This window comes from Mesorhizobium sp. KR1-2 (assembly GCF_040045035.1).
Classification (GTDB): domain Bacteria; phylum Pseudomonadota; class Alphaproteobacteria; order Rhizobiales; family Rhizobiaceae; genus Pseudaminobacter.
The window spans coordinates 671,242-693,311 of the sequence record NZ_JBDZDS010000001.1; the positions used below are offsets into that span (position 1 = coordinate 671,242).

The 22,070-nt window shown below is 63.6% G+C and carries 20 protein-coding genes; 6 read left to right on the plus strand and 14 right to left on the minus strand.

What is annotated here, in order from left to right; all coding sequences use genetic code 11:
* The first annotated feature begins 3 nt into the window (after window positions 1-3).
* A complete protein-coding gene (locus ABLE85_RS03215) occupies window positions 4-828 on the plus strand; it encodes a phosphatidylcholine/phosphatidylserine synthase (RefSeq protein ID WP_348791227.1) in 825 nt (274 codons plus the stop codon).
* An 8-nt stretch (window positions 829-836) separates the two neighbouring features.
* Here the strand turns inward: ABLE85_RS03215 and ABLE85_RS03220 are convergent, their stop codons facing one another.
* The 3 genes from ABLE85_RS03220 to ABLE85_RS03230 all read right to left on the minus strand — a co-directional run bounded on the left by ABLE85_RS03220 (window position 837) and on the right by ABLE85_RS03230 (window position 5,224).
* Entirely contained in the window at window positions 837-3,065 is a 2,229-nt protein-coding gene (locus ABLE85_RS03220; protein ID WP_348791228.1) for an AMP-binding protein, read from the minus strand.
* Between the two features lie 310 nt (window positions 3,066-3,375).
* Window positions 3,376-4,263 (minus strand): DMT family transporter, encoded by an 888-nt coding sequence (locus ABLE85_RS03225; protein WP_348791229.1) that lies wholly within the window; start codon window positions 4,261-4,263, stop codon window positions 3,376-3,378.
* A 73-nt stretch (window positions 4,264-4,336) separates the two neighbouring features.
* Window positions 4,337-5,224, minus strand: a complete 888-nt coding sequence (locus tag ABLE85_RS03230; RefSeq protein ID WP_348791230.1) for a DMT family transporter — start codon at window positions 5,222-5,224, stop codon at window positions 4,337-4,339.
* Window positions 5,225-5,419: 195 nt separating this feature from the next.
* Between ABLE85_RS03230 and ABLE85_RS03235 the strand changes: the two genes are divergently transcribed.
* Entirely contained in the window at window positions 5,420-5,941 is a 522-nt protein-coding gene (locus ABLE85_RS03235; protein ID WP_348791231.1) for an OsmC family protein, read from the plus strand.
* A gap of 8 nt (window positions 5,942-5,949) precedes the next feature.
* Here the strand turns inward: ABLE85_RS03235 and ABLE85_RS03240 are convergent, their stop codons facing one another.
* From ABLE85_RS03240 to rpsF, 10 genes are all read right to left on the minus strand, one after another.
* On the minus strand, window positions 5,950-6,696 hold the full coding sequence (locus ABLE85_RS03240) for an SDR family NAD(P)-dependent oxidoreductase (RefSeq protein ID WP_348791232.1): 747 nt from the start codon (window positions 6,694-6,696) through the stop codon (window positions 5,950-5,952).
* A gap of 76 nt (window positions 6,697-6,772) precedes the next feature.
* On the minus strand, window positions 6,773-8,242 hold the full coding sequence (purF, locus tag ABLE85_RS03245; protein ID WP_348791233.1) for an amidophosphoribosyltransferase: 1,470 nt from the start codon (window positions 8,240-8,242) through the stop codon (window positions 6,773-6,775).
* Between the two features lie 58 nt (window positions 8,243-8,300).
* Window positions 8,301-8,897, minus strand: coding sequence for a CvpA family protein (locus ABLE85_RS03250; protein ID WP_348791234.1), 597 nt, complete (start codon window positions 8,895-8,897; stop codon window positions 8,301-8,303).
* 53 nt (window positions 8,898-8,950) lie between these two features.
* On the minus strand, window positions 8,951-10,348 hold the full coding sequence (gene radA, locus ABLE85_RS03255; protein ID WP_348791235.1) for a DNA repair protein RadA: 1,398 nt from the start codon (window positions 10,346-10,348) through the stop codon (window positions 8,951-8,953).
* Window positions 10,349-10,392: 44 nt separating this feature from the next.
* On the minus strand, window positions 10,393-11,880 hold the full coding sequence (locus ABLE85_RS03260; protein WP_348791236.1) for a replicative DNA helicase: 1,488 nt from the start codon (window positions 11,878-11,880) through the stop codon (window positions 10,393-10,395).
* Between the two features lie 258 nt (window positions 11,881-12,138).
* A complete protein-coding gene (locus ABLE85_RS03265) occupies window positions 12,139-12,465 on the minus strand; it encodes a YnfA family protein (protein WP_348791454.1) in 327 nt (108 codons plus the stop codon).
* A gap of 60 nt (window positions 12,466-12,525) precedes the next feature.
* Window positions 12,526-13,815, minus strand: coding sequence for a cyclopropane-fatty-acyl-phospholipid synthase family protein (locus ABLE85_RS03270; protein ID WP_348791237.1), 1,290 nt, complete (start codon window positions 13,813-13,815; stop codon window positions 12,526-12,528).
* Between the two features lie 141 nt (window positions 13,816-13,956).
* On the minus strand, window positions 13,957-14,532 hold the full coding sequence (rplI, locus tag ABLE85_RS03275) for a 50S ribosomal protein L9 (RefSeq protein WP_348791238.1): 576 nt from the start codon (window positions 14,530-14,532) through the stop codon (window positions 13,957-13,959).
* Window positions 14,533-14,746: 214 nt separating this feature from the next.
* Window positions 14,747-14,995 (minus strand): 30S ribosomal protein S18, encoded by a 249-nt coding sequence (rpsR, locus tag ABLE85_RS03280; protein WP_019170551.1) that lies wholly within the window; start codon window positions 14,993-14,995, stop codon window positions 14,747-14,749.
* Window positions 14,995-15,444 (minus strand): 30S ribosomal protein S6, encoded by a 450-nt coding sequence (gene rpsF, locus ABLE85_RS03285; protein WP_348791239.1) that lies wholly within the window; start codon window positions 15,442-15,444, stop codon window positions 14,995-14,997. Before rpsF ends, rpsR begins: the two co-directional genes overlap by 1 nt.
* 152 nt (window positions 15,445-15,596) lie before the next feature.
* Between rpsF and ABLE85_RS03290 the strand changes: the two genes are divergently transcribed.
* Window positions 15,597-17,489 (plus strand): pilus assembly protein, encoded by a 1,893-nt coding sequence (locus tag ABLE85_RS03290; protein WP_348791240.1) that lies wholly within the window; start codon window positions 15,597-15,599, stop codon window positions 17,487-17,489.
* 86 nt (window positions 17,490-17,575) lie between these two features.
* Here ABLE85_RS03290 and ABLE85_RS03295 read toward each other — a convergent pair whose 3' ends face one another.
* Window positions 17,576-19,393, minus strand: coding sequence for an LTA synthase family protein (locus ABLE85_RS03295; protein ID WP_348791241.1), 1,818 nt, complete (start codon window positions 19,391-19,393; stop codon window positions 17,576-17,578).
* 373 nt (window positions 19,394-19,766) lie between these two features.
* Here ABLE85_RS03295 and fabD point away from each other — a divergent pair, with 373 nt between their 5' ends.
* The 3 genes from fabD (at window position 19,767) to ABLE85_RS03310 (ending at window position 22,053) form a co-directional block, all read left to right on the plus strand.
* Window positions 19,767-20,708 carry an ACP S-malonyltransferase gene (fabD, locus tag ABLE85_RS03300; protein ID WP_348791242.1) on the plus strand — a complete coding sequence of 314 codons (942 nt, stop codon included), beginning with the start codon at window positions 19,767-19,769 and terminating at the stop codon, window positions 20,706-20,708.
* Between the two features lie 59 nt (window positions 20,709-20,767).
* The gene (gene fabG, locus ABLE85_RS03305) at window positions 20,768-21,505 is read left to right on the plus strand and encodes a 3-oxoacyl-[acyl-carrier-protein] reductase (protein WP_348791243.1); all 738 of its coding nucleotides are present in this window, start codon (window positions 20,768-20,770) and stop codon (window positions 21,503-21,505) included.
* A gap of 311 nt (window positions 21,506-21,816) precedes the next feature.
* Complete coding sequence (locus ABLE85_RS03310; protein WP_106572369.1) at window positions 21,817-22,053, plus strand: acyl carrier protein; 237 nt, start codon at window positions 21,817-21,819, stop codon at window positions 22,051-22,053.
* Window positions 22,054-22,070: the final 17 nt, after the last annotated feature.

Here is a 22,070-nt window from a genome sequence, read left to right on the forward strand (position 1 = left end):
CCCGTGCCGACGCCCTTCCAGCCCTTCGAACCGCACGGCCGCGGCGGCCCGCGCATCCGCGAAATCCCCTTGCGCATGATCCTGCCAAATCTGATCACGGTGCTGGCGATCTGCGCCGGGTTGTCGGGCATAAGGCTGGCCTTCGAGATGCGCTTCGAGACCGCCGTGGTCATGGTGCTGATCGCCGCCTTCCTCGACGGCATCGACGGCCGCATCGCCCGCGCGCTCAAGGCCACGTCGAAATTCGGCGCACAGATGGATTCGCTGGCCGATATAGTCAATTTCGGTGTCGCGCCCGCGCTCGTCATCTACGCCTTCCTGCTGGATCGTGCCGGCTCGCCCGGATGGATTGCCGCACTTCTGTTCGCGATCGCCTGCGGTCTACGATTGGCGCGTTTCAACGTGCTCGACGAGGACCAGGACCGTCCGGCCTGGCAGGCGGAATATTTCGTCGGCGTCCCGGCGCCTGCCGGTGCGGTGGTGGTCATGCTGCCGATCTACCTGGTGTTCATCGGCGCGGTCGTGCCGGACCGCGTGTTCGGCTTTGTGTGTTCGGGGTTCACCCTCCTCGTCGCCTTCCTGCTGGTCAGCCGCCTGCCGGTCTATACCGGCAAGACGATCAAGATCCCCGGCGACAAGGTGTTGCCGCTGATCCTTGGCGTTGCACTTTTCGTGATGCTGCTCGTGACCTATCCGTGGCAGACGCTGTCGCTTTCCGTCATCGGCTACCTGATTTTCCTGCCGCTCAGCGCGCGGGCCTATTCCCGCCGCGCCAGGCTGGAGGAACAAAAGGCTGCGGCTGCTGCCATGCAGCCGCCGGCTGACTGAACGTTCCTTCAAGCTGCGGCTTCGCGGCCACGCCGCTCGATCGCCAGCCGGCGAACGGCGACATAGTCGATCTTGCCCGAGGCAAGGATCGGCAGGTCGGCGACCTTGACGATTTCGTCGGGTATCATCATGCCGCTGGCACCGGATAGCATGCCGAATTGGCGTAGCTGCGCCGGATCGGCGTCTGCGGCGGTCGTGACGAGAACGATCCGCTCGCTCCTGCGCTTGCCGGGCACAGCCACCACGGCGTGATGTGCTTCCGGCCATAGATCCTGCACCAGAATTTCCACCGCTCCCAGCGAAACCATCTCGCCAGAGATCTTGGCGAAGCGCTTGGCGCGGCCGCGAATGGTGATGAAGCCTTCGCGGTCGACCGACACGATATCGCCCGTGTCCTGCCAGGCGTCGTCGCGCGGTTGCAGCACGCCGGGGTTCTCGGCAGTCATGTAGCCGAGCATCAGGTTCGGGCCTTGAATCTGGAGCCGACCGCCATCGGCCAGACCTTCCACGGGTTCGAGCCGCATCCGCATGGCGGGCAGCAGTCGGCCGACGGTTCCATCGCGCCCATGCGTCGCCGTATTGACCGAAACCACCGGCGAGGCTTCGGTCAGGCCGTACCCCTCGATGATCTCCACACCGAAGCGCTGGCGCCATACATTGCGCGTCTCGGGCTTCAGCGCCTCCGCGCCGGCGACAACGAACCGCAGGCTCGAGAAATCGCCATCTCCCGCGGCAGCGGCATAGGCGGCGAGGAAGCTGTCGGTGCCGAACATCACGGTCGGGCGCACCTTCGCCGCCACCTCCGGAATCCGCTTGAACTGCACCGGCGAGGGGTAGAGGTAAAGCCTCACGCCGGTAATCAGCGGGAGGACGATGCCGCCGGTCAATCCGAAGGCATGGAACGCCGGCAGCACATTGAGAAGCTTGTCGTCAGGGCCGAAGGCGATGCGCGCCTCCGCCTGCATGGCGTTGGCAATGAGGTTGCGGCTAGACAGCACTACGGCCTTCGGGCTTCCCTCGGAACCGGAAGTGAACAGGATGACCGCCGGGCTTTGGGAATCCTGGGCGTGGATCGGAAGTCGCCAGAAGCACGCGGCCGCGATGCGGTCGGCCGTCGAAACGCCATCGCGCAAATCCTCGAGCCAGATGAACCTTGCGCCACCCATTTCGGCAGCTTCGACGATATGGGCAAGATCGGCCTTCTGCACGAAGGTCCGCGACGAGACGATGGTGCGGACAATGGCGGTGCGCACGGCCGCGGTCACGTTTGCCGGACCCGCCGAAAAGTTGATCATCGCCGCCACCCGCCCGCTCGAGGCCAGGCCAAGCAGCGAGAGCACGACGGCGTTGGTGTTTGGCAACATGACGCCGACCGCTTCACCCGGAGCGGAGATCGAGGCGAAACGCAGGCCGAGCACGCGCGCACCCATGAGCAGGCGCTGGTAGGTCAAAGCCCCGCTGGTCGCATCTTCGATGATCGTGTGACTGCCACCGATGCGTGACGCGGCATCGCGAACGACCAGAAACAGGGAGCGCCCGGGATCGGTGGCGGCGAAGCGGGCTTCCGCAATGCGGTCGAACAGCGCGTTTGATGCCGGCGCCGGTTGCTTGGGGCTGCGCGCGATCAGCTCGGAGATGGTCATCGGCTCTAACGCGCTGACGGTCAGGCGTGGAAACCATTTTCGCGGCGCCTTCGCTGCCGGTGCGAGCGAAAATGGCAGGTGCCGTGCTCCGCCCACAAAGATCGGTACCACCCTGGCGTCGGCCCGCAGCGCGATCCGCGCCACGGCCCGGTAGAGCCGGAACGACTTCACGTCGGGTTCGATATTATCGGGCAGGTAGACCGCCAGGCGGCCCTTGCCCCTCAGCACCCGCACAAGGCGACGGCTGACGAAGATGTGCTCGGCATTGAAGGCGATGGTGCGGGCCAGCTCCCGCCACGGCTCCAGCCAGGCAGAGCGCGCAGAGGCTTCGTCGAGGATGTGCAGCGTATCCTCCGGCAGAAGCGCCAGCATCAGCGCGGGATCGAGGCGCGACTGGTGGGTGACAACATAGACTACCGGCGCCTTGACCTTGCGCGCGGCACGCATGTTCCCGTCGGCGATGCGGTAGGCAAGCTTGAGCGGCAGGTAAAGCAGCGCCTGATGGACCGTGATGCCAAGGCGCACCGTCTGCCAGAACGCGCCGGCCAGGTAGACCGCGAGCACGCATAGGGCAATTGTTCCAGTCAGGATCATGCCGCACCTCCCAGCGTGTCCTTGTCGCGGTTCTTGCCGACCGCTTCGATCAGAAAGGTAGACGATGCTGTGTCTACGTCAATGCGCTTGTTGCCTTCGTTTTCGCGGCTGAATTGCGGAGTCGAAAGGAACGCCGCAGATCCGCCCTGCGGCCGCTGTTGACTGCGGACAGCCGGGCAAAGAAAAAGCCGGCCTGCTGGCCGGCTGAGTAAGGGGGACGGGCAGAGGGGTTGGGCATGGGGACGAAGCCCGTCCATCTCGGCAACGCTTCACGACGGCGATGGTTCCATCGCCTTGAATTCCTCCGTGTTCAGGCCGCGCGCAGCGCACGCGCCTGCAGCCAGTCGCGCCCGGCATGAGCGAGCACTGCCGTCAGCACCACCGCGCCTCCGACAAAGCTGGTGGTGGGAGGAATCTCGGCCAGAACGAGCCAGCCGAATACAATGGCGAAAGGCACTTCGGCCGAACCCAGCAGGCCGGCCTCGGCCGAGGGGATCAGCCGCGCGCCTTCGGTCCACAGTATCGAGGCGAGCGCGTACGATAAGCCGAAGGCGCCGAGGAGCGCTGCGTCGTGTGCGGATACGGCCAGCGGATCGGCGACGAACCAGGCAAGCGCGAACACGAGAAATGCCGCGACGGCACCCGCCCAGACTGCCGGCGTTTCGCGGAATGCGCGGATCAACACCATGTAGAGGGCGCTGGTAGCTGTCATGATCAGCGCCAGCCCGTCGCCGAAGGGGCGGCCGGTCCCCGCGCCGGCAAACACCATCAGGCCGACGCCGGCGAGCGAAAGCACGGCTGCCAGCATGGTCTGGCCGCGCACGCGTTCGCGCATCAACAGCCAGGCGAACAGCGCCGCCACGAAAGGCGCGGTGGCGTAGATGATCGCGACGTTGGCGACATAGGTGTGCTTGAAGGCGGACACGAAGGCGAGACTGGCGCCGGCTCCCACGACCGCCATCAGCCAGCCCCGCCAGCCGAGCCGCATGGAGTGCGCCGAGCCTGCCCGGCCGCGGCGCCAGAATACATAGGCCGTGATCAGAAGCGCGCCGACCAGCCCGCGCCAGCAGGCGATGACCATCGGCTCGGCACGGATCGACTTGGTGAGAATGCCGGCGAGCCCGAACACTGCTGCCGATGCCGTGACGAGCACGATGCCGAGCAGGCGTTCGGCCGAATGGTCGATCTGTGCTGCCATCGTTTTTTCCGGCGGTTGCATGCGACTATTCCCAGTCTAGGAAAGGGCACATGACAGGGTGCTGTCAGGATGATCAGTCCTGCTTGCGGAAGCGCTCGCCAAGGATGATGACCACGCCGGCAAGGAAGATGAGCGTTGCGCCCATGAACACCTCATGGCGCGGAACATCGCCCCAGATCGCATACCCGAAGAAGAAGGCCCAGATCAGCGAGGTGTATTCGAACGGCGCGATGACCGAGACGGGCGCGCGCTTCATGCCTTCGAACAGCGCAAACTGGGCAAGGCCGCCGACAGCGCCGATGCCGATCAGCAGGAACCATTCATAGGGGACTGGCGTCTGCCACACGAAGAACAGCGGCACGCCGGCAATGACGAGGAAGAAGGCGTTGTTGAGAACGATCTGCACCATCGTGCTCTCATGCAGTGCGATCTTGCGGATCAGCACGATAGCGAGCGCCCAGAGGCTGGCGGCGGCCAGCACCATGGCAACCGGCGCGGTGATGCCGAGCGTTGCCGGATCGCAGGCGACATAGACGCCGACGAAGCCGATGAGCACCGCCACCCAGCGCACCAGCGGCACTTTTTCGCCCAGCACGAAGATCGACAGCAGCGTGACGATGACGGGGGCCCCGAAATAGATCGTGGTCAGCTCGGCCAGCTGCAGATATTTCGCCGCGTTGTAGTAGCAGAGCCAGGCGACGAGGATCAGGAAGCTGCGAAGCAGCATCGGCACGAAGACCGGCGAGCGAAAAGATTCGACCATCAGCTTGCGGCCGCCGACGGCGAGCGCGCCTGCAAGAATCGTTGCGCTGCGGAAGAACAGGATCTGCCAGACGCTGATGCCGGTGACCAGCAGCTTGATCGAGGCGTCCTGTCCCGAAAACAGAAAATAGGCGATACCGGTGAAGAACATGCCCGCGTAGATGCGTTCGCGCGTATCGACAATGACGGCATTGGCCATGTGGCAGTCCTGAGGAATCGGCGCCTGCCCCACGCAGCGGCGCTGGACAGCTATACGACCATGACGTGCAGTCGGGCTAAGCCAGACGGCCAGGAGCATTAGGACCAACCTGTTTTGCTGGCTCAGCCGGTTGTGGCAGGACGCGGCGCCGCCTGCATGATAGGTTGACGCAAAAGATCGCACTGGGAGATCGGCATGGACGCCACGGAATTGAAGAGCTTGCAGACGCCCCTTAAGGACAGTTACCGGGAGGACGCCTCACAGGCGCTGGTGACCTTGCGGGCCAGGGGCTCGATCGACGATCAGTCGATCGCCTGCAAGGTGGAGACGGGGAGGGCGCTGGCTATTGCCGGTCTGCACCCTGCGACAGGCGGCAGCGGGCTGGAACTGTGCTCCGGCGACATGTTGCTGGAGGCACTCGTCGCATGCGCAGGCGTGACGCTGAAAGCCGTGGCGACCGCGCTTGAATTTCGTCTCACTGACGCGAGACTGGAGGCCGAGGGGGACCTCGACTTCCGTGGCACACTGGGCGTGGCCAAGGACGCGCCGGTCGGCTTCCGCGCGATCAGGCTGAAGTTTGACCTCGATACGGACGAGCCGCAGGAGCGCATCGATACGCTCCTGAAGCTGACTGAACGCTATTGCGTGGTATTCCAGACGCTCAATGCGCGACCGGAACTATCGGTGACGGAGAGCCACTCCGCGCCGAAGGTCTAGCTAAAGTCCTATTCCGGGTTGCGGTAGGCAACAAAACGTTCCTGCCGCGCCTGGAAGATCATGCCGGTCTCGCGCAGCGTAGGGCTGGCGAGAGGCACGATTTTGGCCGCGATCTCGGCCGGCGTGGGCAGGGTGTCGGGGTTTTCGCCGGGCACGGCCTGCGCGCGCATAGCCGTGCGCGTGGCGCCGGGATCGACGCTGTTGACGCGCAGCGGCATATTGTGGGTCTCGTCGGCCCAGGAGCGACCCAGCGCCTCGACGGCGGCCTTGGAGGCGGCATAGGGACCCCAGAATGCGCGGGCCGAATGCGCCGCGCCCGAGGACAGCAGGATCGCGCGGCCCGCATCCGACTTGCGCAGCAGCGGATCGACCGAGCGGATCAGGCGCCAGGTGCTGGTGACGTTGATCGCCATGACCTTCTCGAACACCTTGGCCTCGACATGGCCGATCGGCGAGATGACGCCCAGCACGCCGGCATTGGCCACCAGAATGTCGAGCTTGCCCCAGCGGTCGTTGATAGCGCCGCCGAGACGGTCGATGCCTTCCATGTCGGTGAGGTCGAGCGGGACCAGCGTGGCTTGGCCACCGGCTGCCTTGATCTCATCGTCGAGGTCTTCAAGCCCGCCCACCGTGCGCGCCACGGCAATCACATGCGCGCCCGCGGCCGCCATCTGCTTGGCGATCTGGTAGCCGATGCCGCGCGAGGCGCCGGTCACGAGAGCGATGCGGCCGGAAAGGTCGGGAGTTGCAGTCATGCCAGTCCTCTAGCGGGCACCCTGCGCGAGAGACACGCAGGGAGAGATTCGAAACCAAGGGGATTGAGACGAGCCATCACTGCCCGCTGGAAGCCAGCAGCGACAGAGTGCGTATGTTGTCGGCGCCTTCGAAATCGGCAAGGCGCGTGGGATATTCGGTGGTGAAGCAGGCGTCGCAGAACTGCGGCTGTTCCATGTTCCGGTTGGCCTCGCCGACGGCGCGGTAAAGACCCTCGATGGACAGGAAGCCCAGCGAATCGACGCGGATGAATTCCGCCATCTCCTCGATCGACATGCGCGAGGCGAGCAGCTTGGACTTTTCCGGCGTGTCGACACCGTAGAAGCACGATGAGCGCGTCGGCGGCGAGGCGATGCGCATATGCACCTCCTTGGCGCCCGCGTCGCGCACCATCTGCACGATCTTCTGGCTGGTGGTGCCGCGCACGATGGAATCGTCGACCAGCACCACGCGCTTGCCCTCGATCATGCGGCGGTTGGCGTTGTGCTTCAGCTTGACGCCCATGTGGCGGATGGAATCGCCGGGCGAGATGAAGGTGCGGCCCACATAGTGGTTGCGGATGATGCCGAGCTCGAAGGGCAGGCCGGCCTGCTGGGCAAAGCCTATGGCCGCCGGGGTGCCCGAGTCCGGCACGGGCACGACGATGTCGGCCTCGACCGGATTCTCGATCGCCAACTCCATGCCGATGCGCTTGCGCACCTCATAGACGTTGCGGCCCTCGACGGTGGAGTCGGGGCGGGCGAAATAGACATATTCGAAGATGCAGAAGCGCGGCTTGACCGGCTCGAACGGGAACAGGCTCTCGATGCCCTTGGTGGTGATGATCACCATCTCGCCGGGCTTGACGTCACGGACGAAGCGCGCGCCGATGATGTCGAGCGCGCAGGTCTCGGAGGCAAGGATGTAGGAGCCGTCGAGATCGCCGAGCACCAGCGGGCGGATGCCAAGCGGGTCGCGGCAGCCGATCATCTTCTTGGAGGTCAGCGCGACAAGCGAGAACGCACCTTCCAGCTGGCGCACCGCCTCGATGAAGCGGGCGTTGAAATCCTTCTCGCGGCTGGTCGCCACCAGATGCAGGATGGTCTCGGTGTCGGAGGTGGAAGAAAAGATCGCGCCCTGCTTCTGCAAGGCGCGCTGAACCGTCATCGCATTGGTGATGTTGCCGTTGTGGGCGATGGCAAAGCCGCCATCGGCAAGCTCGGCAAACAGCGGCTGTACATTGCGGAGACCCGAGCCGCCAGTGGTGGCGTAGCGGGTGTGGCCGATGGCGCGGTTGCCCTTCAGGCTGTCGATGACCCTCGGCTTGGTGAAGTTGTCGCCGATCAGGCCGACATGGCGTTCGACGTGGAACTGCGAGCCGTCATAGGAAACGATACCCGCCGCTTCCTGTCCGCGATGCTGCAAGGCGTGCAGACCGAGCGTGACGATCGCGGCAGCGTCCTGCCGGCCGAATATGCCGAATACACCGCATTCGTCGTGGAAATGGTCATCGGCCTCGCTGGGCAAGGTGTCTTCGACTTGGGCCATCGGGCGGTCTCTCGTGAGAAAGCACTCATATAGCGCGGCGGCGCTGAGCGCGCCACCATCAATTGTCCGCGGGCGGATTTTCGTCCTGCGGCGTTTCCGCGCCGGCGTCGGCAGGGGCCGTACCCGGCTCGGCGTCCGGGGCGGCACCTGGCTGCAACCGCTTGAGCAGCGACTTCTCGGGATCTTCCGGCATCAAGCTCTCAAGCTTGGCGCCAACGCTCTCGAGCAGCGGCTTCGACTTGGCGTCAGCGATCCAGGTGGGCGGATTCGTGCCGACCAGCCAGTTGAAGAACAACAGGCCCACCGCCACGACCAGGACGCCGCGGGCCGCGCCGTAAAGGAAGCCCAGCGTGCGGTCGAGCGCGCCGACGCGGGAATCGATGATGAAATCGGCGATCTTCATGGTGATGACCGTCACCACGATCAGCGCGATGATGAAGACGACGCCGGCGGCCGCGCCCATCGCAATCTTTTCATTGTCGATGTGCGGCCGCACATAGGGTACCACCGCCGGATAGAAGTAATAGGCTGCTGCGGCAGCGGCGATCCAGGACGCCACGGAAAGTACTTCGCGCGAGAAGCCGCGCACCATGGCCAGCATTGCCGAGACCAGAGTGAAGCCGACGAGAATTCCGTCCAGCAGCGTAATCGGCATGTCGTTCTCACTCCATCATGACAGCTCGTGCCGTACCGCGCCGCCTGGCCCGGTCAGTCGTCCGTGTTTCGGCGCAGGGCTCCCGCAATCCGCACAACGAGGTCCGTGAGTGTCGCGGGTTGGAATGCACCGGCCCCGATCCCCCCGGACATTTCCTCGCTGCCCTTCGGCAGGACAGCCTGTCCAAAGCCCAGCTTTTCGGCTTCTTTGAGGCGCTGCTGCGCATGCGCAACCGGCCTAATCGCGCCCGAAAGACTGATTTCGCCGAAATAGACGCAATCTGCGGGCAGGGCAAGTCCGGTGAGGGACGAAACCAGCGCCGCCGCCACCGCAAGGTCCGCTGCCGGCTCGGAAATCCGGTATCCGCCGGCGACGTTCAGATAGACGTCGTGCTGGCCGAAGCGAACGCCGCAATGGGCTTCGAGCACGGCCAGCACCATTGCAAGCCGCGGGCTGTCCCAGCCCACCACCGCGCGGCGGGGCGTACCGAGCGTCGAGGGCGCGACCAGCGCCTGGATCTCGACCAGCACCGGGCGGGTGCCCTCCATGCCGGCAAAGACCGCCGCGCCCGGCGACTTGGCGTGCCGCTCGCCCAGAAATAGTTCGGAAGGATTTGCGACGTCGCGCAACCCCTTGTCCGACATTTCGAACACGCCGATCTCGTCGGTCGGGCCGAAACGGTTCTTCACCGTGCGCAGGATGCGGTAGTGGTGGCCGCCTTCGCCCTCGAAATAGAGCACCGCGTCGACCATGTGCTCGACCACGCGCGGGCCTGCGATCTGGCCTTCCTTGGTGACGTGGCCGACCAGCACCACGGCTGCGCCGGTGGACTTGGCGTAGCGGATCATCGCCTGCGCCGAGGAGCGCACCTGGGTAACGGTGCCGGGCGCGGAGTCTGCAAGGTCGGTCCACAGCGTCTGGATCGAATCGATGATGACGAGGTCGGGCCGCTTGCCTTCGGCGATGGTGGCCAGAATGTCTTCGACATTGGTTTCGGCGGCGAGTTCGACCGCAGAGGCAGCAACGCCGAGCCGCTGCGCGCGTAGGCGAATCTGAGCCACGGCCTCTTCGCCCGAGACATAGACGATGCGGTGGCCGCGACTGGCAAGTGCTGCGGCGGCCTGCGTCAGCAGGGTGGATTTGCCGATGCCCGGGTCGCCGCCGACCAGAAGCGCCGAGCCGCGCACGAAGCCGCCGCCCGTGGCCCGGTCAAGCTCGCCGATGCCCGACGCGATGCGCGGCGCATCCTCTATGTCGCCCGACAGCGAGGTGAGGGCGACGGGTCGGCCCTTGCGCGCGCTGCGCATGGAGGCGGGACCGCTGCCGATGCCGCTGTTCGTGCCTTCCTCGACCAGTGTGTTCCACTCGCCGCAGGCATCGCATTTGCCGGCCCAGCGCGTGTGCGCCGTGCCGCAGTTCTGGCAGATGAACTGGACGCGGGTCTTAGCCATGGGCGGCCTCCGGCGGGGCGATTACGAGCGCGCGCATGGGGGCACTACTCGAACCGTTCCGGCAGGTGATGCTCTTCCGCCAGGTCCGAGAAGCGGGTGTACTGACCCTCGAATGCGAGATCGACGGTGCCGGTGGGTCCGTGACGCTGCTTGGCAATGATGAGTTCGGCCTTGCCCTTCACCTTCTCGAACTTCAGCCGCCACTCCTCATATTCCGCCGTGCCTTCCTCCGGCTGCTTGTTCTGCAGGTAGTACTCGTCGCGATAGACGAAGAGCACCACGTCCGCGTCCTGCTCGATCGAGCCCGATTCGCGAAGGTCGGAGAGCTGCGGCCGCTTGTCGTCACGGTTTTCGACCTGACGGGAGAGCTGTGACAGCGCGATGATCGGAACGTGGAGTTCCTTGGCCAGCGCCTTGAGGCCGGTGGTGATTTCGGTGATTTCCTGCACGCGGTTCTGCGAATTCTTGGCGGAGCCCTGCATCAGCTGCACGTAGTCGATGACGATGACTTCCAGGCCGCGCTGGCGCTTCAGGCGGCGCGCACGCGCCGCGAGCTGGGCGATCGAGATACCACCGGTCGCGTCGATGAAGAGCGGGATCTTCTGCATGGTCTGGGAGCAGGCGACGAGCTTTTCGAAATCGGTCTCGGTGATTTCGCCTCGGCGGATCTTCGATGACGAGATTTCGGTCTGCTCGGAGATGATACGGGTCGCCAGCTGCTCGGCCGACATTTCGAGCGAGAAGAAGCCGACCACCCCGCCATTGGCGGCCTTGAACGACCCGTCGGCCTGCTGCGCGGGCTCATAGGCGTGGGCGATGTTGAAGGCGATGTTGGTGACCAGCGAGGTCTTGCCCATGGCCGGGCGGCCGGCAAGGATGATCAGGTCGGAGGGCTGCAGGCCGCCGAGCTTGCGGTCGACGTCGCGCAAGCCGGTGGAAATGCCGGAGAGGTGGCCGTCGCGCATATAGGCGGCATTGGCCATGTCCACAGCGGTCTTGACCGCGTCATTGAAGCTTTCGAAGCCGCCGTCGTAGCGTCCGGTTTCGGCCAGTTCGAACAGGCGCCGCTCGGCGTCCTCGATCTGCTCGCCCGGCGACATGTCGACCGGCGCATCGTAGGCGATGTTGACCATGTCCTCGCCGACCGTGATCAGCGCGCGGCGCGTGGCGAGGTCGTAGATGGCGCGGCCATAGTCGGCGGCGTTAATGACGGTGACGGCCTCGGCCGCGAGTCGGGCGAGGTAGTGGGCGACGGTCATGTCGCCGACCTTCTCGTCCGAAGGCAGGAAGGTCTTGAGCGTGACGGGATTCGCCATCTTGCCCATGCGGATCAGCTCGCTCGCGACCTCGAAGATCTTGCGGTGCAGCGGCTCGTAGAAATGCGCGGCCTTGAGGAAGTCCGAGACGCGGTAATAGGCGTCGTTGTTGACCATGATCGCGCCCAGAAGGGCTTGCTCGGCCTCGATATTGTTGGGTGCTTCGCGATAGAGCGGAGTCTCCGCCACCTCGAACTTGCGCGCCGCCTCTGCCATCTTGCCCCCGATCTTGCCCTGTATCCTGCGGTACCAGACATGGACGCTGGCTTGTGAACATTCGCCCCTTGTTTCCCATGATTCACAGCCGGTCCAAGCCATCCACAGGCTGCTTGGCCGGCTATGCGAATCCAGGTTGACGCGAATCGTTTGCGCAGATTAGCCGCGCGATTGCGGGAACAGAACAGGAAACGCGCGAAACGCCACGCTTCCAGACTGTTGTCCTCCGCAAAGAGGGCTGATGCGGTGCCCCCGCGCTCAGGCGGCGCGCGGCGCCAGAAGGATGATGCAGGCGCCGGCGATGCAGACGGCAGCGCCCAGCAAATCCCAACGATCCGGACGCACGCCCTCGGCTATCCAAAGCCAGGCCAGCGAGGCGGCGATGTAGATGCCGCCATAAGTCGCGTAGGCACGACCCGCGGCGGAAGAATCGACAAAAGTCAGCAGCCAGGCAAAGGCCATCAGCAGGGCGATGCCGGGTATCAGCCACAGCGCTGACTTCTCCAGGCGCAACCAGGCCCAGAAAGAAAAGCAGCCGGCGATTTCGCAGATCGCGGCGGCGACGAAGATGGGAATGCTCAAGATAATGCCCTCTGGCTGCCTGGTTCTTTTTCGAGGTGAAATCGCCGGAAGGCAATAGGCGGGCTATTCGCCCGCCTCGGAAATACGCCGCTTCGGCTGCTTGCTGCTCGCCGGCTCGGACTTGCGCGGGCCGTCGTGCATGGCCAGCGCCTTCTCGCATTTGCCGATATAGTCGCGCGTCAGCGGCACCACGTTGTTGCGATGCGTGAGCTGGATCTGGAACACCATCAGGTCCTGCCAGCGAAACGCCGCTTCCGAGCCGGCGAGATAGAACTCCCACATGCGGCAGAAGCGTTCATCGTAGATTTCCTTGGCGCGCTCGCGATTGGCCATGAAGCGCTCGCGCCAGTTCTTCAGCGTTTCCGCGTAGTGGATGCGCAGGATCTCGACGTCGGACACCATCAGGCCCGCCTTTTCGATCACCGGCAACACTTCCGACAGCGCGGGGATATAGCCGCCGGGGAAGATGTACTTGCGGATGAAAGCGTTGGTGGCGCAGGGCGGACCGCTTCGGCCGATCGAATGCAGCACCATCACGCCGTCCGGCTTCAGCAGGGTAGCGCACTTGTCGAAGAAAGTGCGGTAGTGGTTGACGCCGACATGCTCGAACATGCCGACCGAGACGATGCGGTCGAAGCGCTCGGTGAGGTGGCGATAGTCGCGCAGTTCGAAATGGACGTGATTCTCCAGCCCTTCGGCATGCGCCCGCTCGGTGGAGACCGCATGCTGTTCGGTCGACAGCGTCACCCCGAGAACGTCGGCTTCGAAGTTGCGGGCCAGATAAAGGCCCAGGCCGCCCCAGCCCGAGCCGATGTCGAGCACGTTCTGGCCGGGCTTCAGCCGCAGCTTGGCGGCGAGGTGGCGCTTCTTGGCGAGCTGTGCCTCCTCCAGCGTCATGTCCGGCCGCTCGAAATAGGCGCAGGAATACTGCATGTCCGTGTCGAGGAAGAGCTTGTACATCTCGCCCGAGAGATCGTAGTGGCGCTGTACGTTGCGGCGCGAACGCCCGGTGGTGTTGAGCTGCTGCAGGCGCCGGAACGCATTGCGAAGCCCCTCGAGGGCCTTTGTCCACGCCGCCTCGACGCCGCTCGGTCCCATGTTTTGGTAAGCGATGCGCAGCAGGCCGAGAATATCGCCCTCCACGACGTCCATCTCGCCGTCCATGAAAGCTTCCGGAAGCGCCAGCATCGGGTCCAGGGCAACGGCGCGTTCGGCATGACGCGTGCGGAAGACCACATGCACCGGGTCTCCGCCGCCGTCGCCGAATCTGTGCGACGAACCACTCGCACTCGTGACAGTGAGGTTTCCAGTGCGCACCAAGCGTTCGATGATGCGCTGCAGCATTATGTTCATGGCACAGCACCTGCATTCACGAAAAAGAGGTCGCTTCTATTTTGCTTCAAAGCGCCGCAGGTGCAATAGTTCCAGTTTGTACAAAAAAGCCCGGGCTTTGGGCCCGGGCTTTGGTCCAGTTCAACACTGAACGGGTGCGGCTTACTCGCCTTCTTCTTCTTCCGCCATCGGATCGAAGAAATTCTCGGGGCGGGCGTTCTCGTTGATGTCCTCGCCGTAGATCGCTTCGGCCGTGTCGAGCTTCTCGCCGGCTGCCTGACGCTCGGCTTCGTCGGCCGTGCGGGCGATGTTCAGCGTGATGGTCACCTCGACTTCCGGATGCAGCGCGATCGCCACATTGGTGAGGCCGATGGTCTTGATCGGGTGGTTGAGTTCGATCTGCGTGCGGTTGACCGAGAAGCCCTCGGCCGTAATCAGATCGGCGATGTCGCGGGTCGAGACCGAGCCGTACAGCTGGCCGGTTTCGCCGGCCGAGCGCACGGCCACGAAGGTCTTGCCGTCGAGCTTGTCGGCGATCTGCTGGGCTTCGGACTTGCGCTCCAGGTTGCGAGCCTCGAGCTGGGCGCGCTGGCCTTCGAACTTCTTCTTGTTGGCTTCGTTGGCGCGCAGTGCCTTGCCCTGCGGCAGCAGGAAGTTGCGGGCAAAACCGTCCTTGACCCTGACGGTGTCGCCCATTTGGCCGAGGCGGGAAATACGTTCGAGAAGGATGACTTCCATCGTTCCTGTCCTTTGTCTGTGCCGCAAGCGGCGTGATTCGTTCGGGACGGGTCAGGAAGCAGGCTGGCGCTTGGCGCCTAGGGTCGCTGTCCTGCCTGTCCGGCAGTTAGAAGCTTTCGCAAAGTCCGGCTTCAACTTCGGGATTTTGATGCTTCTCGCCGCACCCGACGCGGAGAGATGGAAAGGGCGGTGGCCGCCCTTTCCGGAATGGGTCTTACTTCACCACGTAGGGCAGCAGGCCGAGGAAGCGGGCGCGCTTGATCGCCTTGGCGAGCTCGCGCTGCTTCTTCTGGCTGACGGCGGTGATGCGCGACGGCACGATCTTGCCGCGCTCGGAGATGTAGCGCTGCAGCAGACGCACGTCCTTGTAGTCGATCTTCGGGGCGTTGGCGCCGGAGAACGGGCAGGTCTTGCGGCGGCGGTGGAACGGACGCCGGGTCGGGATCTGGTTGATGTCGACCATTATTCTGCACCTCCTTCAGCCTGTTCGCGCGGACGGCGCGGACCACGGTCGCGGTCGCCGAAGCCACGGCTCGGGCGGTCACCACGGTCGCCGAAGCTGCCGCGCTCACCGCGTTCCGAACGCTCTTCGCGCTTCTGCATCATTGCCGAGGCGCCTTCCTCGTGGGCTTCGACCTTGACGGTCATGAAGCGCAGCACGTCTTCGGACAGACCCATCTGGCGCTCCATCTCGTTGAGAGCGGCCGGCGGGCAGGTGAGGTCCATCAGCGTGTAGTACGCCTTGCGGTTCTTGTTGATACGGTAGGTGAGGGACTTCAGTCCCCAATTCTCGACCCGACCGACCGATCCGCCGTGCGAGGTGATGACGCCCTTGTAGTGCTCCACGAGCGCGTCGACCTGCTGCTGCGAAAGGTCCTGGCGGGCAAGAAACACATGTTCGTACAGAGCCATTGTTCTTTGCCTTTCTTCGTTTCCCTGTCCGGTTCCCGGCGGCTAAGCCTCTGCAACTTCTCTTGATCCTTCGAAGGCCAAGGCCATCCAAGGGGAAGAAAGGAGCATGACGAGACGGTCGAGAGCGGAGACACGGGAGGCGGAAGCACTTCTTGCTTCACACGGGGCTTTCAAAAGCTCCGGCCCTCCGTTCAGCCCCCAGCTGGGACCGGCAGATTGCGGGCGTCTATACAGTATTGCGGCGGGAAAGCAAGGCAAAACACCCTTCGAATTGGTGCACGGACGCGAACGTGCCCTTAACCAAGTTTCACGAAACGGCCGAGGAAGGCTCGCGGATCAACGCGATATTCACCTTGTTCGCGCGACAACAGTTCCTTCAAAGTGGCATTGCGGGGGTAACGATGCTTATCAATCGCTTCTGGCGGTCGCAAAGCGGCAATTTCGCGATGATGTTCGCGCTATCGCTTCCGGCCGTTTTTGCCGGGGTCGGGCTAGCGCTCGACATTTCCAACCTGATGACCGCGAAATCGAATTTGCAGAACGCATTGGATTCGGCGGTTTTGGCTGCCTCGCGTCTGGCCGACGCGTCCACCTCACGCACGGATGTTTTCAACGGCTTTTTCAAGGCAAACATCAGCGGCAAGCGTGAATTGCTCAACGCCAGCGCCGAGCTGAAGGTGGATCAGGCGATCAATTCCATTCGCACTTCGGCCACGGCCACTGCCGACGTCGCGCTGAACTTCGGCTTCATTTTTGGCCAAAGCGCCCATATTTCGGTGACGTCCAGCGCCTATGAATCGACCGCCAAGCTCGAGATTGCGCTTGTGCTCGACAATACCGGCTCGATGGGCGACTCCAACATGAAGGCGCTGCGCGACGGCGCAACCAATCTGATCAACATCCTGCAGGAAGCGAAAAAGCAGAACTTTCAGCGCACGATCCGCTCAGCCCTGGTGCCGTTCGTGACGGCGGTGAACATCAAGGGTGACGACTTCTTTAAGCAGGAGTGGATCGACAAGCGCTTGGAAATCCCTGCAAACGAGACAAATACCTTCAACGGCGTGAATTTCGAGCCGCTGACAAACAAGAATCGTGTTGGCCACTGGGAGTTGTTCAGGCGGCTGAACCCGAAGAACATTTATGTCGCCGATCCCGTTTCCACGGCCATTTCCAATCCCTCCGTGGATTGGAAGGGCTGCGTCGAGGCGCGGCCGAGTCCCTACAATCTTGATGATGCCAAACCCAATCTGAGCAATCCGGCAACGCTGTTTGTGCCCTATTTCGCACCTGACGAGCCGGGCGTGCCCGCCAAGGCCCAGAACGCCGACGGCTCCGTATTCAACAACAGCTATCTCGCGGACGTGTCCACGAGTAAGGACAATGCTACGCTGCAAAAGTACATCGGAAAGTACGTCGACGTTTCGACTAAGCAATCAACGCAGAAGACCCCGACGGACTATCTAATCACCGCAGCCGCTCCATTGACCAGCGGCCCCAACTATGCCTGCCCGACGCCGATCGCGCCGCTGACGGATGATCTCGAAAAGCTGAAGACCGAGATCAGCAAGATGACCTATTGGAACGGCTCGGGAACCAACGTTTCCGAGGGGCTCGCCTGGGGATATCGCGTCCTGTCGCCGAATTTCGGCACGGGCGACGCCTTCAACTCGGAAGGCACGTCCAAGGTGGTCGTGGTCTTCACAGACGGCGAAAACAACGTCTTCGGCCAAAAAGACAACATAAATAAGTCGGACTACGGCTCTTACGGCTACCTCAGCAACGGACGTCTGGATTCGACGCAAAACCGCAGCAAGGCGCTGACCAACGTCAACAACATGACGCAGTCCATGTGCACGAAGCTCAAGGCACAAGGCGTCAGGGTGTTTACCGTGGTTTTCGGTGCGGATACCACCGCGAACCGCGATCTCTACGGCAAGTGTGCCACGACGCCTGACAACTTCTACGTCGCCAAGACCCAGGACCAGCTAAAGGCTGCTTTCCAGACCATCGCTTTCTCGATCTCGCAGCTCTACATCACTAACTGACGCGGGCGGAAGCTGCAAGACGGCTCCGTCTTCCGCAACGACAACGGCCCGAAGAGTGATCTTCGGGCCGTTGTCGTTGACGCGGTTCACATCGCGGCAGGGCCGTTCAGCATTTCGGGGAAGAAGCTTTCCGCCGCGTGCTGCCTGCCGAAGATCATGTCGTACTGCAGCAGGCGGAAGTCGCGGATCGCCGGATCGATGGCTTTTTCCCGCGACCAGTCCGGGGTCGTCTCGTCATCGGCGCCGACCAGCAGGTTACGATCGACCACGCGATAGTGCCCGCGCAATTCGCCGAGGAAGCCCGTGTAGTAAGGGTGGCTGATGCCCGCCGTCTCGAGCAGGTGCAGCGGCAGGAAGGCCGGGCTCACCGAACCGGTCTTTGCCGGGCCCGTGCGGTTCGACCACACCACCAGAGGCGTCTCGTGCTGGACGCTCATTTCGGGCAGCGGCGCGCGGCGCTTGGCGACGTTGCTCTCCATGAAGCCGGTTTCGACATAGACCGGCCCGAGCGGCGGCAGGTGGTCGCCGAACATGGCGACGATGGTATGACGGTTGCGCTTCCGGGCCCAGTCGATAAGCCGCCCCAGTGCTCGGTCGCCGTCGGCCGCGCCCTCCGCATAGCTCAGGATGCTGTCGCGCGCCTTGCTGCTCACGTCGCCGTCGACAGTGTGCGTGGGGTCGTCATAACGATTCGGCGCGTAAGGGCCATGGTTCTGCAGCGTCACCGCGAAGAAGAACAATGGATCCCGCGTGGTGTCGGCCTCCCGGATGATCTCCTCCACCAGCGCGGCATCGGAAGCGAGCGGCCCGCGGGTTGCCAGAGGCGGCAGGTTCTCCTGAGACATGAAGTGTTCGAAGCCGAATGCCTTGTAGACCGGCGTGCGGTTCCAGAACCAGCCCGCGAAGGGATGGAAGGCGCGTGTGTCGTAGCCTTCGGAGCGCAGGAAGCTGGCGAGTGATGGAATGGGGCCACGCACATATTGCTGGTAGGGAATGCTGCCATAGGGCAGGAAGGCATTGGAGAACCCCGTCAGCGCCTCGAACTCGACATTGGCGGTCATGCCGCCGAATTCCGGCGAGAAAATGTGGCCGGACTGCAGCGCCCGGACATTGACGATCGGGTCGGGCGTAATGGTGATGCCAGGCAGAAGCGTCGGGTCCCAGAAGGATTCGTTCATGATGACGATGATGTCGGGTGCATCGCTCGGCACCACCGGGGCGGCGGCTTCCGGCCCGGTGATCGCCGAGATCGCCTCGGCCGAATAGCCGGAAGGCGCTGCCACCTTGGCCATGGGGACATTGAGGGCGAAAGCGATGGCGAAGCCGTTGCTGTTGTAGTTTTCCTTCTGGTCCCACATCATCGGAATGATCTGCAGCCGATCGCGCGCCCAGGAGAAGGTCGCGTAGTCCATGATCGAGCCGAAGAACACCAGAAGGGGCAGCGTGAGCGCCAGCCGCCCGAGACGCCCACGCAGCGACAGTGCTGGCATGCTGCGGCACCAGTAATTCCAGGCTGCGACGAGCAGAGCCACGCCGGCCAGGGCGCCCAGTGCGATGGCTGCGGCCGCAACCGGCCGGTCGCTCGCCAGCAGCGGCAGCAACTCGAATATCTGGCGCGCATAGAGAATGTCGGCCGGGTAAAGCGGATCGCCGAGATAAAGCGACTTCTGATGGCCGATGAAAGCGAGCAGCAATACCAGTGGAGCCACCAGCAGCAGCGCGTGATGGGCGCGACCCAGCAGTGCATCGAGGAAAATGAGCAGCAGCGCAAACAGCGCCACCGTCGTCCAGCCCGGGCGGAACGGTTGCTGGAAGAACAGTAGCGTTGGCGCAAGCGAGCCGCGCACCACGAGTTCTATGCAGAATACCAGGACAGTGGAGATGGCAAACGTCAGCGCCAGCATGCCGACGACTCGAATCGCCCATGCGTTGCGCCAGCCGGATAGGCCAGCCTGAGCGCGTTGCGATCCGTCGTGCGCTGCTACCTGTGGATGTGCCAACTCTCAACCCCAAACTGCAAAATCGGAAAATGTCATCTCACTGTCATTTAACCGTCACAAAAGCTAGGCTGGCGGGATGCCAAGCGCATCAATTCTCCTTGCAGGCAGATAGAAGACGCGGTGCGAGGTCGCTCGGAGGCCTGAGGCCAGCCACGTTCCGGCTGCGCGACGCCTTTCAAATGCCCTCTGCCCACGGTCGAAGTGCGGCGCGGCCTTGACTTTCCGGCCTTCCTTGCGCCACACGGCCTTCAAGTGAAACATAATCCGGGAGCCTTTCATGGCCGTCGCATTCACCTTTCCGGGGCAGGGCAGCCAGTCCGTGGGCATGGGCAAGGACCTTGCTGACGCTTTCCCTGAGGCCCGTGCGGTTTTCGAGGAAGTCGACGAGGCGCTGGGCCAAAAACTGTCCCAGATCATGTGGGAAGGCCCCGAGGAGACGCTGACGCTGACCGCCAACGCCCAGCCGGCGCTGATGGCGGTGTCGCTGGCAGCCCTTCGCGCCATGGAGGCGCGCGGCTTCTCGCTGAAGGACAAGGTGTCCTATGTCGCCGGCCATTCGCTGGGCGAATATTCCGCACTTGCGGCTGCCGGCATGTTCTCGATTGCCGACACGGCGCGGCTTCTGCGCATTCGCGGCAACGCCATGCAGGCCGCTGTTCCGGTGGGCGAGGGCGCCATGGCCGCCATCATCGGTCTGGAGCAGGCCGACGTCGAAGCCGCTTGCGCAGAAGCTGCGCAGAACTCCGTCTGCCAGATCGCTAATGACAATGGCGGTGGTCAGTTGGTGATTTCCGGCGCCAAGGCGGCCGTCGAGATTGCCGCAAAGCTCTGCTCTGAAAAGGGCGCCAAGCGCGCGCTGATGCTGTCGGTTTCCGCGCCCTTCCATTCGGCGCTGATGTCGCCGGCGGCCGAGGCTATGCGCGAGGCGCTGGCTAGTGTTGCCAAGCAGGCGCCGGTGGTGCCGGTGGTCGCCAATGTCGTCGTGCAGCCGCTGAGCAACCCGGACGAGATTGCCGCCCGCCTCGTCGAGCAGGTCACCGGCCGCGTGCGCTGGCGCGAGACGTTGGAATGGTTCGGCGCCAACGGCGTCAAGACGCTTTACGAAGTGGGCTCGGGCAAGGTGCTCTCGGGTCTTGCCCGCCGCATCGACAAGGAAATCGCCACCAGCGCCATCAACACGCCGGCCGACGTCGAAGCGGCGGTTGCGGCGCTCGCCTGAACAATTGAGAACAATGACCCCACCCGTGTGACGGGTGTGCTCTTGAGATGGAGTCAAAAATGTTCGATCTGACCGGCCGCAAGGCACTCGTTACCGGAGCTACCGGCGGCATCGGCGAGGCGATTGCCCGCGCGCTGCACGCACAGGGCGCAACCGTCGGCCTGCATGGCACCCGCGCCGAAAAGCTCGAAGCGCTGGCCGCCGAGCTTGGCGACCGCGTAAAAGTGTTCCCGGCCAATCTGTCCGACCGCGACGAGGTCAAGGCGCTCGGCCAGAAGGCCGAAGCCGAACTCGAAGGCGTCGACATCCTGGTCAACAATGCCGGCATCACCAAGGACGGCCTGTTCGTGCGCATGTCCGATGCCGACTGGGATGCGGTGCTGGAGGTGAACCTCACGGCCGTGTTCCGCCTGACGCGCGAGCTGACCCATCCCATGATGCGCCGCCGCAATGGCCGCATCATCAACATCAGCTCGGTGGTGGGCGTGACCGGCAACCCCGGCCAAGCCAATTACTGCGCCTCCAAGGCCGGCCTGATCGGCTTCTCGAAGTCGCTCGCCCAGGAGATCGCCACCCGCAACGTGACCGTCAACTGCGTTGCCCCCGGCTTCATCGAATCAGCCATGACCGACAAGCTGAACGATAAGCAGAAGGAAGCCATCATGGGCGCAATTCCGGCCAAGCGCATGGGCACAGGCGCGGAAGTCGCCTCGGCGGTTGTCTACCTCGCCTCCGACGAGGCCTCCTACGTCACGGGCCAGACGATTCATGTGAACGGTGGCATGGCCATGATCTGATCTCTCCGCCCGTTAACCTTTTCCCTTCGGCTGGTTCGCTGAAGGGGGAGGGTGTGGGGCGGATGCGGTCGCTGCCAGCGAAATGGTGGCCGGCAAAGCCGATTTCTGTAGATGGTTGCTGCAAAACCGCGCAAAATCGGCGTTTTCGCATTGGACGCACGGCTCTTTTCGTGTAATGCCGCCATGACTTGCGGCGGTTGGGGCTGACGCCCCGCCGCCGTCACCACGTTCCCCCGGGAACATCTTTCAGCTTGATTACCGGCATTCCTGCCGTTAACGAAGACAGACAAATTTAAGACGAGGATGCCCAAATGAGTGACACCGCAGAGCGCGTCAAGAAGATCGTTGTCGAACATCTCGGCGTCGAAGCCGACAAGGTAACCGAAGGCGCCAGCTTCATCGATGATCTGGGCGCTGACAGCCTTGACACGGTCGAACTCGTCATGGCTTTCGAAGAAGAATTCGGCGTTGAAATCCCCGATGACGCGGCCGAGACGATCCTGACCGTCGGTGACGCCGTCAAGTACATCGACAAGGCCTCGGCCTGACGCTTCATCAGCTCAGC

Excerpts from the sequence above, each read along its gene's own strand:
- rpsR (WP_019170551.1), bottom strand. The coding sequence starts at position 14,995 with ATGGTCGACATCAACCAGATCCCGACCCGGCGTCCGTTCCACCGCCGC.
- ABLE85_RS03230 (WP_348791230.1), bottom strand. The coding sequence starts at position 5,224 with ATGGCCAATGCCGTCATTGTCGATACGCGCGAACGCATCTACGCGGGC.
- rplI (WP_348791238.1), bottom strand. The coding sequence starts at position 14,532 with ATGGAAGTCATCCTTCTCGAACGTATTTCCCGCCTCGGCCAAATGGGC.
- ABLE85_RS03220 (WP_348791228.1), bottom strand. The coding sequence starts at position 3,065 with ATGATCCTGACTGGAACAATTGCCCTATGCGTGCTCGCGGTCTACCTG.
- radA (WP_348791235.1), bottom strand. The coding sequence starts at position 10,348 with ATGGCTAAGACCCGCGTCCAGTTCATCTGCCAGAACTGCGGCACGGCG.
- ABLE85_RS03295 (WP_348791241.1), bottom strand. The coding sequence starts at position 19,393 with ATGCTGGCGCTGACGTTTGCCATCTCCACTGTCCTGGTATTCTGCATA.
- ABLE85_RS03250 (WP_348791234.1), bottom strand. The coding sequence starts at position 8,897 with ATGCCGATTACGCTGCTGGACGGAATTCTCGTCGGCTTCACTCTGGTC.
- ABLE85_RS03235 (WP_348791231.1), top strand. The coding sequence starts at position 5,420 with ATGGACGCCACGGAATTGAAGAGCTTGCAGACGCCCCTTAAGGACAGT.
- ABLE85_RS03310 (WP_106572369.1), top strand. The coding sequence starts at position 21,817 with ATGAGTGACACCGCAGAGCGCGTCAAGAAGATCGTTGTCGAACATCTC.
- rpsF (WP_348791239.1), bottom strand. The coding sequence starts at position 15,444 with ATGGCTCTGTACGAACATGTGTTTCTTGCCCGCCAGGACCTTTCGCAG.
- ABLE85_RS03225 (WP_348791229.1), bottom strand. The coding sequence starts at position 4,263 with ATGGCAGCACAGATCGACCATTCGGCCGAACGCCTGCTCGGCATCGTG.
- purF (WP_348791233.1), bottom strand. The coding sequence starts at position 8,242 with ATGGCCCAAGTCGAAGACACCTTGCCCAGCGAGGCCGATGACCATTTC.
- fabG (WP_348791243.1), top strand. The coding sequence starts at position 20,768 with ATGTTCGATCTGACCGGCCGCAAGGCACTCGTTACCGGAGCTACCGGC.
- ABLE85_RS03240 (WP_348791232.1), bottom strand. The coding sequence starts at position 6,696 with ATGACTGCAACTCCCGACCTTTCCGGCCGCATCGCTCTCGTGACCGGC.
- ABLE85_RS03260 (WP_348791236.1), bottom strand. The coding sequence starts at position 11,880 with ATGGCAGAGGCGGCGCGCAAGTTCGAGGTGGCGGAGACTCCGCTCTAT.
- fabD (WP_348791242.1), top strand. The coding sequence starts at position 19,767 with ATGGCCGTCGCATTCACCTTTCCGGGGCAGGGCAGCCAGTCCGTGGGC.
- ABLE85_RS03270 (WP_348791237.1), bottom strand. The coding sequence starts at position 13,815 with ATGAACATAATGCTGCAGCGCATCATCGAACGCTTGGTGCGCACTGGA.